Genomic DNA, 15,509 nt, shown 5'->3' on the forward strand with positions numbered 1-15,509 from the left:
CGCTCTCCCGTTGCTTATGCGCAGGGAGGGAGCAGTTTCCGTGCCAACTTCCGCAGGCCCGTTGCACAAGGCCTGCGCGTGCGCTCACGCGCGCCGGTTGATGCCGCGGTGTTACAGCCGCGTTGGGATTTCGTTGGGCTTAACGCGCGCGAAACGCAGGATTCACGGGCTGCGCGGGGGCTGTATCAGTCCTGTTACAGGGGCTGATACAACCCGTTGCAGCCCCGCTTCAGCTGCGCGGCGGGGTCGGGTCGGGATCGTCGATACCGACATTGGTGCTGGGGTTGTCGTACACGCTCTGGTCCAGCAGCCCGGTTTCCTTGGCCACCAGCACCGGCACCAGCATCTGCCCCGTCACATTCGTCATCGTGCGCATCATGTCCAGGATGCGATCGATGGCATACAGGTAGCCGATGGTTTCCAGCGGCAGGTTGGCCGCGCTCAGCACCACGGTGGCCATGATCACCGCGGTGCCCGGAACGCCGGCGGTACCGAAGCTGCCCAGCACCGAAGCGATCAGCACCACCACGTACTGTTCCGGGGTAAGCGGCACGCCGCTGTACTGGGCAATGAACACCGCGCACAGCGCCGGGTAGATCGCACCGCAGCCATCCATCTTGATGCTGGCGCCCAGCGGCACCGCGAACGAACCGTAGTCCTTGTTCACCCCCAGGTTGTGGGTGATCGAGCGCAAGGCCACCGGCATCGCCGCGAAGCTGGACGAACTGACGAAGGCCACCTGCATGCCCGGCGCCGCGCCGCGGAAGAACTTCAGCGGGTTCAGGCCGTGCGACAGCAGCAGCGCGCTGTAGACCACCACGATGTGCAGCGCGCAGGCCACGTACAGCGCCAGCACGAAATGGCCCAGCGGCAGCAGTTTTTCGAAACCGTAGCTGCCGACCAGGCCGGCGATCAGGCCGAACGTACCGATCGGGGTGACTTCCAGCACGAAGCGGGTCACCTGGATCATGATGTCGCTCATCTGCCCGACCAGCTTGCGCGCCTCGGTCACCTTCTCGCCCAGCTTGACGATGGCAAAACCGACCAGGCCGGCGAAGAAGATGACCGGCAGGATCGAACCGCGACCGGCCGCCAGCACGGTCTCGCCGGCCGCGTTGACCTTGGTGCCGATGCCCGACAACGCGTAGAACACGTTGGACGGCACCACGTCCAGCAGCACCTGCACCACGCTGGGCACTTCGCGCGGCACGTAGTTGCTGGCCATCGACAGTTGCAGGCCACCGGCACCAGGCTGCAGCACCGTGCCCACACCCAGGCCCACGCAGACGGCCAGCGCCGCGGTGATCACGAACCACAGGAAGGTGCGGCCACTGAGCGCGGCGACCGATTTCTGGCCATGCAGCGACGAGATCGCGTTGATGACCGCGAAGAACACCAGCGGCACCGCGATCATCTTGATCAGGGTGACATACAGTTCGCCGAGCGGGCCGAACCACGTTTCCGCGGCCGGGCCCAGCGCCCAGCCGGCCAGCGCGCCGAGCACGAAGCCACCGACCACGCGCTGCCAGAATGGAATCCGCAGCCAGGCAGAGACCAGCTTCATAGGCAATCCAGAGGGGAAGGAAGGGATGGTTCCACGATAGCCCAAGCCTGCCGCGGGAACGACCGCCGCACCGGCAAATCAGTGTGTCATCGGCGTGCCTTGCTGGGCCGGGCATAATGAACGTCCCGTTACAGTTTGTGAGATCCCAGCGTCCATGCGTCGTTCCGTCTCTCTGTTGGCCGCCTGCGCCACCACCCTGCTGTTGGGAGCCTGCGCCAGCACCGCCCCCGCCACTGCCCCGGCCGGCCTGAAGGTCGCCGTCGATCCTGTCGCCCATCCGGCCGGCGAAACCCCGCAGTGGTGGTACCGCAGTGGCGCCGCACAGGCCGCAGCCAACGGCGCGATGGCCGGAAAGGCCAAAAACGTCATCCTGTTCCTGGGCGATGGCATGAGCCTGACCACCGTGGCCGCCGCACGCATCTATGAAGGCCAGCGCAAGGGCAGCGCCGGCGAAGAGAACCTGCTGTCGTGGGAGCGCTTCCCGGCCACGGCGTTCAGCAAGACCTACAACACCGATTCGCAGACGCCGGATTCAGCCGGCACCATGACCGCCATCACCACCGGCGTGAAGACCCACATGGGCGCCATCGGCGTCAGCGCCGGCAGCCGCACCGACTGCGCCGACAGCCTGTCCAAAGGCCTGCTGACCTGGCTGCAGCTGGCCGACAGCGCCGGCCTGGCCACCGGCATCGTCTCCACCGCGCGCCTGACCCACGCCACCCCGGCCGCCACCTACGCCCATTCGCCCGAGCGCAACTGGGAAAACGACACCGACCTGACCGAGGAAGCCAAGGCCGCCGGCTGCCAGGACATCGCCCAGCAGTTGCTGTCCACCTCGCGCTATGGGCGCGGCCCGCTGGTCGCCCTGGGCGGCGGTCGTGGTGAGTTCACCACCGTGGAAGAGCGCGACCCCGAATATGACGACAAGGTCGGCCAGCGCCTGGACGGCCGCAGCCTGGTGCAGGAATGGCAGCAGGCGCATCCGCAGGGTGCGTATGTGTGGAACAGCAAGCAGCTGGCCGCCGCCGCCAACGCCCCGGCCCTGCTCGGCCTGTTCGAACCGGACCACATGCGTTACGAATACGAGCGCCCGCAGGATCCGTCCGGCGAGCCGAGCCTGGCCGAACTGACCGCCGCGGCGATCAAGAACCTGGCCCAGCACAAGGAAGGCTACGTGCTGATGATCGAAGGCGCACGCATCGACCATGCCAACCACAGTGGCAACGCCTACCGCGCGCTGACCGAAACCGTTGCGTTGTCCGATGCAGTGCGCGTGGCCAACGAACTGACCTCGGCCGATGACACCCTGATCATCGTCACCGCCGACCACTCGCACACCCTCAACTTCGTCGGCTACCCGGCGCGTGGCAACCCGATCCTGGGCAAGGTGAAGGACAAGGGGGGCGAAGACGGTGCCGGCAAGCTGGACAACGCCCTGGACGGCAACGGCCAGCCCTACACCACGCTGAGCTACGCCAACGGCCCCGGCCACACCGGCGCCACCAACCAGCAGCCGGCCGGACCGAAGCGCTACCCGCACAACCCCAGCACGTTCGAGCAGGCCAAGGGACGCCCCGACCTGCACGCGGTGGACACCGAGCACCCCGATTACATGCAGGAAGCGCTGGTGCCGATGAAGTCCGAATCTCACGGCGGCGAAGACGTGGGCATCTGGGCCCGTGGCCCGGGCAGCCAGGCGATCCGCGGCACGCTGGAGCAGAACGCGATCTACCACATGATCGTGCAGGCGGCCCCGGCCCTGCGCGCGCGCCTGTGCCAGGCCCGCACCTGCGATGCGCAGGGTGTGCCGGTGCAGCTGCCGGCGCCGAACGCCTTCGAACGCAAGGCCGAGGCCAAGTGAGGCCGCAGCCGGCCCCTGCCGTGGGGGCCGGCCGCCGCATTGCGCGGTGGCTGGCCCTGCTGGGCGTGCTGGCCAGTGCCGGTGCGCAGGCACAAGCGCCTGCGTGCCAGCTGCTGACCGAAAGCGAAGGGCTGGTGGCGTTGCCGGGCTGCACCGTGGCCGAAGGTCAGCCGCGGCTGGACGCCACCGCGCTGGCCGCATTGCCCTACGACGCGCAGGGGCTGGCGGTGGTTCATGCCGGCGGCGGTTTCCATTATGTGGAGCGCACTGGCCGCAGCCTGGCGGTCATCACCTGGGACAACGGCCCGGACACGCTGCAGGAAGGTCTGCTGCGTGGCCGCGTGGGTGAGCGGATCGGTTACTTCGACGTAACGTTGCGGCAAGTGATCGAACCGACCTTCGATTTCGCCTGGCCCTTCCACGACGGTGTGGCTGAAGTCTGCAACGGCTGCCGGCGCGGCACGCCCGATGCTGACGGGCACACGCCGATGGAAGGCGGTGACTGGTTCCGCATCGACCGCAGCGGCCGTCGGCTGAAGTAGGTTTTTCGGCAGGGCTGCGCCCTGCACCCCTGTAGAGTCGAGCCATGCTCGACTGAAGCAACGGCAACGGCAACGGCAAAAGCGGCATTCCGTGGGATGGCGGGGAGGTGTCGGATTGCGGGGACGCCGCAAGTACGTCCGTGTAGGCTTGGCAGCCGCATCCACGCGGCTGACACCCCGCAATCCGACACCGCCCAACCTCTGACAGATTCCCGCGGCTGTTGGCAGGTGTCGACCTTGGTCGACACATCTGTCAGATATCGAATTGAATCGGGGTCGGATCCCGTTGCTGCGCAACGGGCTCTGACCCCAGAATTCTTTTGGATATCTGACAGATTCATCCACGCATGGCGTGGATCTACTGTGCCGACCAAGGTCGACACCCACCAGAGCAGAACGCCGTTCCGGCAGATCGCATGGCATGGGGTCGGATCCCGTTGCTGCGCAACGGGCTCTGACCCCAGACTACTTTTGGATATCTGACAGGTTCATCCACGCATGGCGTGGATCCACTGTGTCGACCAAGGTCGACACCCACCAGAGCAGAACGCCGTTCCGACAGATCGCATGGCATGGGGTCGGATCCCGTTGCTGCGCAACGGGCTCTGACCCCAGAATTTCTTTGGATATCTGACAGATTCATCCACGCATGGCGTGGATCTACTGTGCCGACCAAGGTCGACACCCACCAGAGCAGAACGCTGTTCCGACAGATGGCATGGGGTCGGATCCCGTTGCTGCGCAACGGGCTCTGACCCCGCATTCGTTTCGATATCTGACAATTTCATCCACGCATGGCGTGGATCTACTGTGTCGACCAAGGTCGACACCCACCAGAGCAGAACGCCGTTCCGACAGATCGCGGGAAACTGTCGAAGGCGGGGTGGGTCCGGTTGCGGGGGTGTCCGCGGCATGGATGCCGCGGCCAAGCCTCCACGGACGGATTCACGGCGTCCCCCGCAACCGGACCCACCCCGCCAAACCACGGATACCCGGCTTTTGACGTTGACGTTGACGTTGACGTTGGATTGAGCGGGTGCAGGGCGCAGCCCTGCCAGCCCCCCCACCCTATACTTGCCGCCGTGAGTGACTTCCCTGCCCTTGTCCCGTTGGATGCACCGCTGCTGGTCGCCTACAGCGGCGGGCTGGATTCGACCGTGCTGCTGCATTGGCTCTGGCGCTGCGCACAGGCCAGCGCCACGCCGCTGCGCGCGGTGCATGTCCACCACGGCCTGCAGGCCGATGCCGATGCCTGGGTCAGGCACTGCCAGCAGCAGTGCGATGCTCTGGGTATCGACCTGGCTGTGCATCGCGTACAGGTCGCTACAGCCGACGGCCTGGGGCTGGAAGGTGCCGCGCGCCAGGCCCGGCGCGCCGCCTTTGCTGCCGAACTGCGGCCGGGTGAAACCCTCGCCCTGGCCCACCATCAGGATGACCAGGCCGAAACGTTCCTGCTGCGCGCATTGCGTGGCTCAGGCATCGATGGCCTGGCGGCGATCGCCGCCGACAGCACATTGCACGGCCACCGCCTGTGGCGGCCCCTGCTGCACACCGCGCGCAGCGCGCTGCACGACTGCGCGCAGCAGCATGCCCTGCGCTGGATCGAAGACCCCAGCAACGACCACGACCACGCCGACCGTAATTTCCTGCGCCTGCAGGTCCTGCCGCTGCTGCGCCAACGCTGGCCACACGCAGCCGCCGCCCTGGCCGGCAGCGCCGACCACTGCGCGCAGACGCGGGCGATGCTGGACGAGGAAGATGCCGAACTGATCGCGCACCTGGAAGTGGCACCACGCGTGCTGTCGCTGGAGCTGCTGGGCCAGGTGGCGCCTGCGCGTGCCGCACGCGTGCTGCGTGCCTGGGTGCGCGCGCACGGCGCCGCACCGCTGCCGGCCACGGTGCTGCAGCAGCTGCAGCAGGAACTGCTGGCAGCGCCCAGTGATCGGCAGGCGCAGGTGCGCTGGCAGGACCACGCGATCCAGCAATGGCGTGGACATGCCTACCTGCTGCCGGCCGTGCTGCCGACGTTGCCGACCGCCTGGCACGCCGCCTGGGATGGCCGCGCACCGCTGCCACTGCCCGACGGCGGACAACTGTGCCTGCTGGGCTGCGAGGCCTTTTCCCAGCCCTTGCAGGTACGCGCACGGCAGGGGGGCGAGCGCATCCTGCTGCCCGGCCGCACCCATTCACACGCGCTGAAGGACTGCCTGCAGCGCGAGCACCTGGCGCCCTGGCGGCGCGCGCAGCTGCCGTTGCTGTTCGACGGCGAGCAGTTGCTGGCCGCCGCCGACGTGGTGGTGTCCGCCCCCCTGCGGGCGTGGCTGCAGGCCCACGACGCGCAGCTGCAGTGGCGCCCCGGCGGCTGGTGAATTGACCCCCGCGCGGCTGCCGTCCACACTTGTCGCATGGCCAAGAAGTCCCCCGAAAACGTCTCCCCGGTCGCCCAGTTCGAGCAGTCGCTCGAATCGCTGGAACAGCTGGTGGAGCAGATGGAAACCGGCGAGCTCAGTCTGGAAGCGTCGCTCAGTGCTTACGAACGTGGCGTGGGTCTGTACCGCCAGTGCCAGCAGGCGCTGGAGCAGGCCGAACTGCGCGTACGCCTGCTCAGCGATCCGGCCCAGCCGGACACCGCCGAACCGTTCGACCCGCCCAGCCATGACGGTTGAGGCGCTGTTCGCGCACTGGCGCGACCGTATTGAAAGCCAGCTTGACGCCGCCCTGCCCTCGCCGGCCGATGCGCCGCAGCGTCTGCACCAGGCCATGCGCTATTCGGTGCTGGGCGGCGGCAAGCGCATGCGGCCATTGCTGGTCTATGCCAGCGGCCGTCTGTTTGGTGCGCCGCCGGAGCAACTGGATGCGGCCGCGATGGCCGTGGAGCTGATCCACGCCTATTCGCTGGTACACGATGACCTGCCGGCCATGGACGATGACGCCCTGCGCCGCGGCAAGCCGACCACGCATATCGCATTCGACGAAGCCACCGCGATCCTGGCCGGCGATGCCCTGCAGACCCGCGCCTTCGGCCTGCTGGCCGATGCCGCGCTGCCGGCCAGCCTGCGCGTGGCCTGCCTGCAGACCCTGGCCCACGCCTCCGGCGCGGCCGGCATGTGCGGCGGCCAGGCATTGGATATCGACGCCACCGGCCAGCAGCAGTCGCTGGCCGCGCTCACCCGCATGCACGCGCTGAAGACCGGTGCGCTGATCCGCGCGGCGGTACGCATGGGCGCGCTGTGTGGCCAGGCACCGGCGCCGGTGCTGGCGCAGCTGGACGGTTTCGCCGATGCGCTGGGCCTGGCCTTCCAGGTGCGCGATGACATCCTCGATGTCGAGGCCAGTTCCGAGCAGCTGGGCAAGACCGCCGGCAAGGACCAGGCCCAGGACAAGAGCACCTTCCCGGCGCTGCTGGGCATGGACGGGGCCAAGGCGCACCTGCGCGACCTGGCCGCGCGCATGCAGGCGGCACTGGCCGGTTACCACGAAGAAGCCGACGCGCTGCGTGCGCTGGCCACGTTGGCGGTGGAACGCGATCATTGATCGCGCTGTGCGCTCGCGGGGCGTGGCCCGGCGCTACCGGCGATGGAAACAGAAACGCCCGGCATTGCCGGGCGTTCTGCTGTGCACGTGCCGCCAGAATTACTTGATCAGGCGCAGCGCGAACGGGTAGCGGTACAGCTCGCCGTTGTTGGCCTTGACCGCAGCGATGATGCTGAAGACCAGGCTGAGCAGGCCGACGATCGGGGCCAGGATGGCGCCGATGATCACGAAGGTCAGGATGATGCAGATGAACATCGCGATGGCGATGGTGATCTGGAAGTTCAGCGCTTCCTTGGCCTGGTCGGTGACGAAGGACTTGCCTGCGTCGTCCTTGTTGATCAGCCAGATGATCAGGGCACCGATGAAACCGGTGAAGATGCCCAGCAGGTGCGCGGCCAGCGCCATGGTGCGCTGGTCGGACGGCGCGTTGCCGGCCGCCGGGACGTTATCGAAATCGCTCACGACAAAACTCCTTTTTTTGGGTGGTCATGCGCGACCAGCTGAGGGCCGGTCGCGTCAGGCGGGCATAGCTTACGCCATCAACGCCATCAATCATTACCGGCGATCGTCATCCGTCCCACCAGGATCGAGCCGGTGCGGATGTGCGAGCGCGGGTCGACATCGCTGCCCACCGCTTCAATGCTGGCGAACATGTCGCGCAGGTTGCCGGCAATGGTGATGCCATCGACCGGGTACTGGATCTCGCCGTTCTCGACCCGGAAGCCACCGGCACCGCGCGAGTAGTCACCGGTTACCCCGTTCACGCCCTGCCCCATCAGTTCGGTCACCAGCAGGCCGTTGCCCATCTGCCGGGCAATTTCGTGCAGGGAGCCGGCATTGGCGGCCAGCTGCAGGTTGTGCACGCCGCCGGCATTGGCGGTGGTCTGCAGGCCCAGCTTGCGCGCCGAATAGCTGCCCAGCACGTAGCGCTGCAGCACGCCGTCGGTCACCAGGGCCGAGGCGCGGGTGGCCACGCCATCGCCATCGAAGGCGGCCGAACGCAGGCCGCGGCGCAGGTGCGGCAGCTCTTCGATCTGCATCCACTCGGGGAACAGGCGCTGGCCCACGCTGTCCAGCAGGAAGCTGGCCTGGCGGTACAGGGCGCCACCGGACACGGCCGAGAGCAGGTGGCCGACCAGGCTGCGCGCCACTTCCGGGGCAAACAGCACCGGCAGGCTGCCGGTGGGCAGCGAGCGCGGCTGCAGCCGGGCCACGGTGCGCTCGGCAGCGCGGCGGCCCACGTGGGCCGGGTCTTCCAGATCTTCGCGGGCCAGCGCGCCGGTGTACCAGCCGTCCCGCTGCATGCCATCGCCGGTGCCGGCAATCAGTGCGCAGCCAATCGAATGGTGGGTGCCGCGCTCGCGACCGATGAAGCCATGCGAGTTGGCGTACACCGATACGCTCTGCATGCTCGACACCGAAGCGCCGTCGGAATTGCGGATCTGCGCATCGGCCTGGCGGCCAGCAGCCTCGCAGGCCAGGGCCAGGTCCACTGCCTGGTCAGCCTGCAGCGCCCACGGGTGCCAGCTGTCCAGATCGGGGAAATCGCGGGCCATCAGCGCCGCGTCGGCCAGGCCGGCGGCCGGGTCGTCCTCGGTATGCCGGGCAATGGCGCAGGCCTGCTCGACCGTGGCCTGCAGGCTGGCTTCGTTCAGGTCGGCGGTGCTGGCACTGCCCTTGCGCTGGCCGAAGTAGACGGTCACCGCAATGCCGCGGTCGCGGGTGGACTGCACGGTTTCCACCTCGCCAAGGCGGACATTGACCTCCAGCCCGCGGTCCTCGCTGCAGCTCACCTCGGTCTGGCTGGCGCCCAGCGCGCGGGCGCGGTCGATCAGCTGCTGGGAAAGGTCGGCCAGCCGTTCCAGCCGGGCCAGGCTGTCGTCGCCGGTGGCGACTTCAGGGGCGATCACGTTCAATGCTTTATCCTGTACAGGTTGGGCCCGGCATCACGCCGGGCGACTTTTTTTGAGATCAGGTAGGAACGATGCGCGGACGCGACGAAGAAACCGGTGAATTCCACGACAAGAGCCGCAGCCAGAACCGGCGCGACGCACTTGACGTGCTGGCCCTGGGCGAGAAGCTGGTGTCGCTGACCCCGGCCCAGCTGGCGCGCCTGCCGATCCCGGAGGACCTGCTGCCGCATATCGCCGAGTGCAAGCGCATTACCGCCCACATCGCCCACAAGCGACAGCTGGCGTTCCTGGCCAAGCACATGCGCCGCGAGGACGAGGCCACGCTGGACGCGATCCGCGATGCGCTGGACGCCAACAGTGAAACCGGCCGCCGCGAAGTGGCGATGATGCACCGCGCCGAAGACTGGCGCGAGCGCCTGCTGGCCGAGGGCGACAAGGCCCTGGCCGCCCTGCTGGACGACTACCCGCAGGCCGACCGCCAGCAGCTGCGCACGCTGGTGCGCAACGCCCAGGCCGAAAAGGCCAAGAACAAGCCGCCGCGCGCCTACCGCGAGATCTTCCAGGTGCTGCGCGCGCTGATGCTGCCGGCGGCGCTGGGCCTGAAGGCCGCGGCCGACGAGGCCGACGACGTCGGCACCGACGAAGCCGACGAGGACTGAGTCCCCGCCGGTGCGGGCATGGGCGCTGGCCATCGCCGCGCTCAGGCCTGGGTACCGCCCACGGTCAGCCCCTCGATCAGCAGCGAGGGCTGGCCGACACCGACCGGCACGCTCTGGCCATCCTTGCCACAGATGCCCACGCCCTCGTCCAAGGCCAGGTCGTTGCCGACCATGTGCACCTTCTGCATGGTTTCCGGGCCATTGCCGATCAGCGTGGCGCCCTTCACCGGCGCGGTGATGCGGCCGTCTTCGATCAGATAGGCCTCGGTGGCCGAGAACACGTACTTGCCGCTGGTGATGTCCACCTGGCCGCCGCCGAAGTTGACCGCATACAGGCCCTTCTTCACCGACCGGATCATCTCCTGCGGGTCGTGCTGGCCGGCACGCATGTAGGTGTTGGTCATGCGCGGCATGGTCAGGTGCGCGAACGATTCGCGGCGCCCGTTGCCCGTGGGGGCCATGCCCATCAGGCGCGCGTTCAGCGCATCCTGCATGTAGCCCACCAGGATGCCGTCCTCGATCAGCGTGGTGCACTGGCTGGGGTGGCCTTCGTCATCGATGTTCAGCGAACCGCGGCGCCCGTCCAGGGTGCCATCGTCAACGATGGTCACGCCCGGCGCGGCCACGCGTTCGCCGATGCGGCCGGCGTACACGCTGGTGCCCTTGCGGTTGAAATCACCTTCCAGGCCGTGGCCCACCGCCTCGTGCAGCAGCACGCCGGGCCAGCCCGGGCCCAGCACCACCGGCATCACTCCAGCTGGGGCCGGCACCGCTTCCAGGTTCACCAGCGCCTGGCGCAGCGCTTCGCGGGCGAAGGCTTCGGGGCGGCCATCGGCGAACAGTTCGGCGTATCCATAGCGGCCGCCACCACCGGCATAACCGGATTCGCGGCGACCGTTCTGTTCCACGATCACCTGCACGTTCAGGCGCACCAGTGGGCGCACGTCGGCGCCCAGCACGCCGTCGGTGCGGGCAACCAGCACGGTGTCCACGCCGCCGGACAGGCTGACCATCACCTGCTTCACCCGCGGGTCGGCCGCGCGCAGGTAGCCATCCAGGCGCTTGAGCACGTCCACCTTGGCTTCATTGCCCAGGCTGTCGATCGGGTCCAGCGTGGGGTACAGCGCGCGGGCGTTGCCGCGCAGCAGCGAACGGCCCTGCTGTGCGCCGCCCTCGCGGGAAATCGCGCGCGCCGACTGTGCCGCAGTCAGCAGTGCATCGGCATGGATATCGTCGGAATAGGCGAAGCCGGTCTTTTCCCCGGCAATGGCGCGCACGCCCACGCCCTGTTCGATGGAATGAGCGCCATCCTTGACGATGCCGTCTTCCACGCTCCAGCTCTCGCGCCGGGCGTGCTGGAAGTACAGGTCGCCGAAGTCCACGCCGGGGCCGAGCAGCTGGCCGAAGGCGCGCTCCAGGCCAGCGGTATCCAGGCCGCCGGGGCGCAGCAGGCGGTCGTGGGCAAGGGTCAGGGCAGTATCAGTCATGGTCTCGATCTGGGGGTGCTGGCGTGGCCAGGCAAGGCCACGCGATGAACGGGGGGCGCCGCGCTCAGCGCGGGCGCGGCAGGTCGGTCACGGTCGGCGGCGGAACCGGCACGGGCACCGGGGCCGGCGCGGGGCTGCGGTCACGGCTGCGCTCGATCACTTCCACCTTGGGCTCCTTCCACGGCCCGGTCACCCGGTAGGTGCGCGCGCCGATCTCACCCAGTGGCTTGGACAATACCGCATTGGTGGCCGCGCCCAGGGCGGCGCCCACCGGGCCACCGGCCACCGCGCCGACCACGGTCAGCAGGTTGCCGGCGCGCGGGTTCACATCAATGGTCTGGTCGAACTGCTGCTGGCGCAGGTCGGTCTGGCCGCGGATGGTGATGTTCGCTGCGGGGCCTTCGATCAGCACCTTGTCGGTGCGCGCCATGCCGTTGCCGAACTGCATGCCGCCCTCGATCTGATTGAAGGCAAAGCCCTTGGAGAAGAAATCACGGAAGTCGAACATCAGCCGGCGCGGCAGCTGGGCCACGCTCAGCAGGCCCAGCACGCGGCCGGCCCCCGGGTCCAGTTCCAGCAGCTGGCCGTTGCGTGCATGGATGTCCAGCTGCCCCTGCAGGTTGCCCAGCTGGAAGTCGGACGGGCCGCCGGCCCACGAGGCCTGCAGCTGGGCCTGGCCGGAGCCGCCCCGCAACTGGCCGGCGTAATCGAAGTTCTGCAGCAGCCCCCCCAGATCCTCACTGCGCACCTGGGCGTTCAGTTCAGTACGCGCACCGGCGCTCTTGCCCAGCCAGCGGCCGGTGATGTCGATTTCCTGGTCCGGCGCGCGGAAGCGCAGCTCGTCCACGCTCAGGCCCTGCGCCAGCGGGCGGGTGCGCAGCACGGCCTGGCCCAGCACCACCTTGCCGAACTTCAGGTCGGCGATGTCCAGCGCGAACGGCGGCAGCTTGGCCGGGTCCATGTCGTCGGCACCGGCCTGCACTTTCGCGGCGGGCGGGGTTGCCGCGCCGGCAGCTGCAGGCGGGGATTGCCAGTACACACGGTCAAGCGTGCCGCTGATGGTGCCACCGTCGGCATTGGGCACGCTCAGGCGGCCGGCCAGCGATGGGCCGTCCATGCGTACATCCAGCGCCTGCGGCCCGGGGTGCAGCTGCAGCCGGGTCTGCGCGAACACACCGCCGATCAGCATCAGCTGGCCCACCTGCACATCCACCGTGCGCAGCGGCATGGGATCGCCATCGCCGTCGGCACCGCGGGCCAGCCCGATCCATTCCAGCGCGTCCAGGGTGGGGCTGCGGCCATTGATGGTCAGTCCGCTGGGCGGCGGCTCGCGGTCCACCTGGCTGCTGCCCAGGGTGACCTGTACACCGGTCTGGTTGTTGTGGCTGCGCGCAGCCAGCGCCAGCCGGTCGCCAAAGGCCACATCGATGCGTCCGGCCCCCATCGGCAGCTGCGCGGCCACGGTGGTGGCCAGCGGCTCGGCGGCCGGCTTGTCCAACGGCGCCGGCAGATCCAGGCGGGTGCCTACCAGGTCCGAGCGCAGGCGCAGCTCACTGGGCGGGGCGGCGCTGCCGGGGGCGACCTTGGGCAGGTTGACCGCGATCGTCCACGGCGAGGTGCCGTTGATGTAAGGCTTCAGCCAGGCCATTTCCGGCGCGCGGTCGATCAGCACGCCCGCATCCAGGCTGGCCGACAACTCCGATTCGAAGGCCAGCCGCGCATCGCGCACGAAGCCGCCGGCGCGCAGGCTCAGCGTGCCGTCCTGGCCCAGGTGGCGCACCGCCAGCGATTCGGCGGCGAACCCGGCGTTGCTGTAGCGGGCCTGGCCGTGCATGCCATCGAATGCCACGTCGAAGCGCTTGTCGGCCAGCTTCACCCCGGCCAGGTCCACCGTGCCCTGCAGGTGGCCACCGCCTTCGTCATGGTGCAGGGGCTGCAGCAGATCGAAATGCACGTTGGCCGGGCCGCTGGCGCTCAGGTTGTCCAGGGTGTCGCCGTATTCCTTGTGCAGGCCGCTCTGGCGCAGCATGGCCAATAACGCACCCGCTTCGCTGCGGCTGTCGGCGCGCACGTACAGCGGCTGCTGGCCGAAATCGGGAATGCCGGCTTCAAAGTGCTGCACCGCCACCCCGGCCAGGTCGCCACGGCCCTGGATATGGAAGCCCGGCCCGATGAAGGCAACATCGGCATCCACCTGGCCCATCAGCGGCCAATCGTGCTGGAAGCGGATCTGCCCGTTGCTGATGTGGCCAGTGGCTTCGAAACGGCCATCGTTGTTGTCGAACGGCCAGTCGTCCAGGTCACCACTGACCAGACCGATACCGCCCCGCACCTGGCCACCGGCCAGGGCCATATCCAGCCAGTCGGTGGCGCCCTTGCTCATCTTGGAATGGATCCAGAAGCGCTTGGCGGCGGTCATCGGCACATCGTCCAGCTTGGCCGCCAACTGCATCCACGGCCGCGTGCCGTCGCCCTGGAACCACAGCCCGCCACGCACGTCGGCCGCGTAATCGGTGCCCTGCACGCGCAGGGCCGGGGTGCCGATGCGCCAACCACCGGCTTCATCGCGCCAGCCGACCACCTGCCCGGCCAGGTGCAGGTCGTGGCGCACGCCGAAGCCGCTGGGCCAATCGAACTGCAGTTGCCGCTGCGGCTGCAGCTGCAGGCTGAAGCCATTGGCATCGCCTTCGAAACGCCCGCCCAGGCCGCGCAGGCCCGGCGCGCCGGCCACGCTGGCAAAGCCCAGCGACTGCAGCTCGCCCTGCGCCCACAGCGGGCCATCGCGTTCACCCCGCACCTGCAGCGCGGCCACGTCCAGCTGTGGCCGGGCCAGGTACAGCCAACGGCGCAGGCCCGGGTCCAGCCGGTCGCTCAGGGCCAGCGCGCGCACGGCCGTGCCGGCCTGCACCGCACCGCTGCTGATCTGCAGCTGCCGGCCCAGGCGCACCTGCAGGCCATCCAGTTGTTGGGCGCCGTCTTCGCCCTGCAGGCGCAGCTTCGGCACCTGCAGCACCCAGCCGTCGGCCTGGCGTTGCCAGCGCAGCCGTGCCTGCAGGCGCTGCAGCTGCACCTGCGGGCGCGCCACGCCCGGCATCGGTGCGCCTTCAATACGCAGCCCACGCAGGTCCGAATCGGTGGTCACCGCCACCGGCGCGAAATCGCGCAGGGTCAGCCACAGGTTCAACTCGCCCTTGCCTTCGCGCAGGCGCACGCCGGCACCGGCCAGCAGCGGCGCCCAGGCATGGAAGTCCACCGGGTCGGCCCCCAGCCACGCCTGGCCATTGCCTTTGCGCCGGTCCAGTTCCAGCACTGCCGTCAGCGGCAGGGCCTCGGCCTGGGCCCAGGCACGCACGCCCACCTGCAGCCGGTCGCCCTGCACGCGCAGGCGCAGATCGAGGCGCGGCAGCGTGGCGTCGATGCCCAGCGCGGGCGCATGCACGGCCAGTTGTCCGCCAATCACCTGCAACTCGCCCAGCCGGCGCAGCGCATCCAACGGATCGCCCGCACCGCTGGACTGCGGCAGGCCACGCACGCTCCAGCGGCCGTCAGCGGCCTGCTGCAGGTCCAGCGACAGCCCACGCAGGCGCAGCTCGGTCAGCGAGCGCCCCGGCAGCAACCCGCTGTACATCGATACCAGTACTTCGGCTTCGCCAATGGCCAGCCCCTGCCCGGCGCCGATACGCAGCCCCTGCAGTTGCAGCAACGGGCCGCGCCGGGTCCAGGCAGTCTGCAGGCGCTCGAAACGCACCGGCTGGCCAGCCCGCGCGCTCAGCCACGCGGCGATCTGCTGCGGGTGGCGCTCGGCCAGCGGCAACAGCTGGCTGAGCGTGCCCACCAGCAGGGCAAGCACGACCAGGCCTACCGCGCACGCGGCAATCAGATGACGGCGGATCCTTCGCAGTCGCAGGCGCGGCGGCGCGCTCATCGGCCAGCGCCGGACCGCAGCCGG

General features: G+C 68.8%; 11 protein-coding genes. 6 read left to right on the forward strand and 5 right to left on the reverse strand.

The window, feature by feature from the left end; genetic code table 11:
* Window positions 1–229: 229 nt before the first annotated feature.
* Window positions 230–1,564, reverse strand: a complete 1,335-nt coding sequence (locus C1932_RS13880) for a dicarboxylate/amino acid:cation symporter (protein WP_108756819.1) — start codon at window positions 1,562–1,564, stop codon at window positions 230–232.
* Window positions 1,565–1,718: 154 nt separating this feature from the next.
* Between C1932_RS13880 and C1932_RS13885 the strand changes: the two genes are divergently transcribed.
* The 5 genes from C1932_RS13885 (at window position 1,719) to C1932_RS13905 (ending at window position 7,501) form a co-directional block, all read left to right on the forward strand.
* Complete coding sequence (locus C1932_RS13885) at window positions 1,719–3,425, forward strand: alkaline phosphatase (protein ID WP_108762564.1); 1,707 nt, start codon at window positions 1,719–1,721, stop codon at window positions 3,423–3,425.
* Window positions 3,426–3,445: 20 nt separating this feature from the next.
* Complete coding sequence (locus C1932_RS13890) at window positions 3,446–3,967, forward strand: WG repeat-containing protein (protein ID WP_234412147.1); 522 nt, start codon at window positions 3,446–3,448, stop codon at window positions 3,965–3,967.
* Between the two features lie 1,082 nt (window positions 3,968–5,049).
* Window positions 5,050–6,336: a tRNA lysidine(34) synthetase TilS gene (gene tilS / locus C1932_RS13895; RefSeq protein ID WP_108762566.1), complete on the forward strand. Its 1,287-nt coding sequence runs from the start codon at window positions 5,050–5,052 to the stop codon at window positions 6,334–6,336.
* Window positions 6,337–6,372: 36 nt separating this feature from the next.
* On the forward strand, window positions 6,373–6,633 hold the full coding sequence (locus C1932_RS13900; RefSeq protein WP_108753741.1) for an exodeoxyribonuclease VII small subunit: 261 nt from the start codon (window positions 6,373–6,375) through the stop codon (window positions 6,631–6,633).
* Window positions 6,623–7,501, forward strand: a complete 879-nt coding sequence (locus C1932_RS13905; protein ID WP_108762567.1) for a farnesyl diphosphate synthase — start codon at window positions 6,623–6,625, stop codon at window positions 7,499–7,501. Before C1932_RS13900 ends, C1932_RS13905 begins: the two co-directional genes overlap by 11 nt.
* 99 nt (window positions 7,502–7,600) lie before the next feature.
* On the opposite strand, the gene C1932_RS13910 is transcribed toward C1932_RS13905, so the two are convergent.
* Window positions 7,601–7,963 carry a DUF4870 domain-containing protein gene (locus C1932_RS13910; protein WP_108750636.1) on the reverse strand — a complete coding sequence of 121 codons (363 nt, stop codon included), beginning with the start codon at window positions 7,961–7,963 and terminating at the stop codon, window positions 7,601–7,603.
* An 86-nt stretch (window positions 7,964–8,049) separates the two neighbouring features.
* On the reverse strand, window positions 8,050–9,417 hold the full coding sequence (gene pmbA, locus C1932_RS13915) for a metalloprotease PmbA (RefSeq protein WP_108750637.1): 1,368 nt from the start codon (window positions 9,415–9,417) through the stop codon (window positions 8,050–8,052).
* A 68-nt stretch (window positions 9,418–9,485) separates the two neighbouring features.
* Between pmbA and yjgA the strand changes: the two genes are divergently transcribed.
* Window positions 9,486–10,073, forward strand: coding sequence for a ribosome biogenesis factor YjgA (yjgA, locus tag C1932_RS13920; protein WP_108756825.1), 588 nt, complete (start codon window positions 9,486–9,488; stop codon window positions 10,071–10,073).
* A gap of 41 nt (window positions 10,074–10,114) precedes the next feature.
* Here the strand turns inward: yjgA and tldD are convergent, their stop codons facing one another.
* Both tldD and C1932_RS13930 read right to left on the reverse strand, forming a co-directional pair.
* On the reverse strand, window positions 10,115–11,560 hold the full coding sequence (tldD, locus tag C1932_RS13925) for a metalloprotease TldD (RefSeq protein ID WP_108762568.1): 1,446 nt from the start codon (window positions 11,558–11,560) through the stop codon (window positions 10,115–10,117).
* 64 nt (window positions 11,561–11,624) lie between these two features.
* A complete protein-coding gene (locus tag C1932_RS13930) occupies window positions 11,625–15,485 on the reverse strand; it encodes a YhdP family protein (protein ID WP_108762569.1) in 3,861 nt (1,286 codons plus the stop codon).
* Window positions 15,486–15,509: the final 24 nt, after the last annotated feature.

It is taken from the genome of Stenotrophomonas sp. YAU14D1_LEIMI4_1, from assembly GCF_003086815.1.
Classification (GTDB): Bacteria; Pseudomonadota; Gammaproteobacteria; order Xanthomonadales; family Xanthomonadaceae; genus Stenotrophomonas.

Bases quoted from the DNA above. Each gene is read 5' to 3' on its own strand.
- C1932_RS13885 (WP_108762564.1), top strand. From the start codon at position 1,719: ATGCGTCGTTCCGTCTCTCTGTTGGCCGCCTGCGCCACCACCCTGCTG.
- yjgA (WP_108756825.1), top strand. From the start codon at position 9,486: ATGCGCGGACGCGACGAAGAAACCGGTGAATTCCACGACAAGAGCCGC.
- C1932_RS13905 (WP_108762567.1), top strand. From the start codon at position 6,623: ATGACGGTTGAGGCGCTGTTCGCGCACTGGCGCGACCGTATTGAAAGC.
- C1932_RS13880 (WP_108756819.1), bottom strand. From the start codon at position 1,564: ATGAAGCTGGTCTCTGCCTGGCTGCGGATTCCATTCTGGCAGCGCGTG.
- C1932_RS13930 (WP_108762569.1), bottom strand. From the start codon at position 15,485: ATGAGCGCGCCGCCGCGCCTGCGACTGCGAAGGATCCGCCGTCATCTG.
- C1932_RS13900 (WP_108753741.1), top strand. From the start codon at position 6,373: ATGGCCAAGAAGTCCCCCGAAAACGTCTCCCCGGTCGCCCAGTTCGAG.
- tldD (WP_108762568.1), bottom strand. From the start codon at position 11,560: ATGACTGATACTGCCCTGACCCTTGCCCACGACCGCCTGCTGCGCCCC.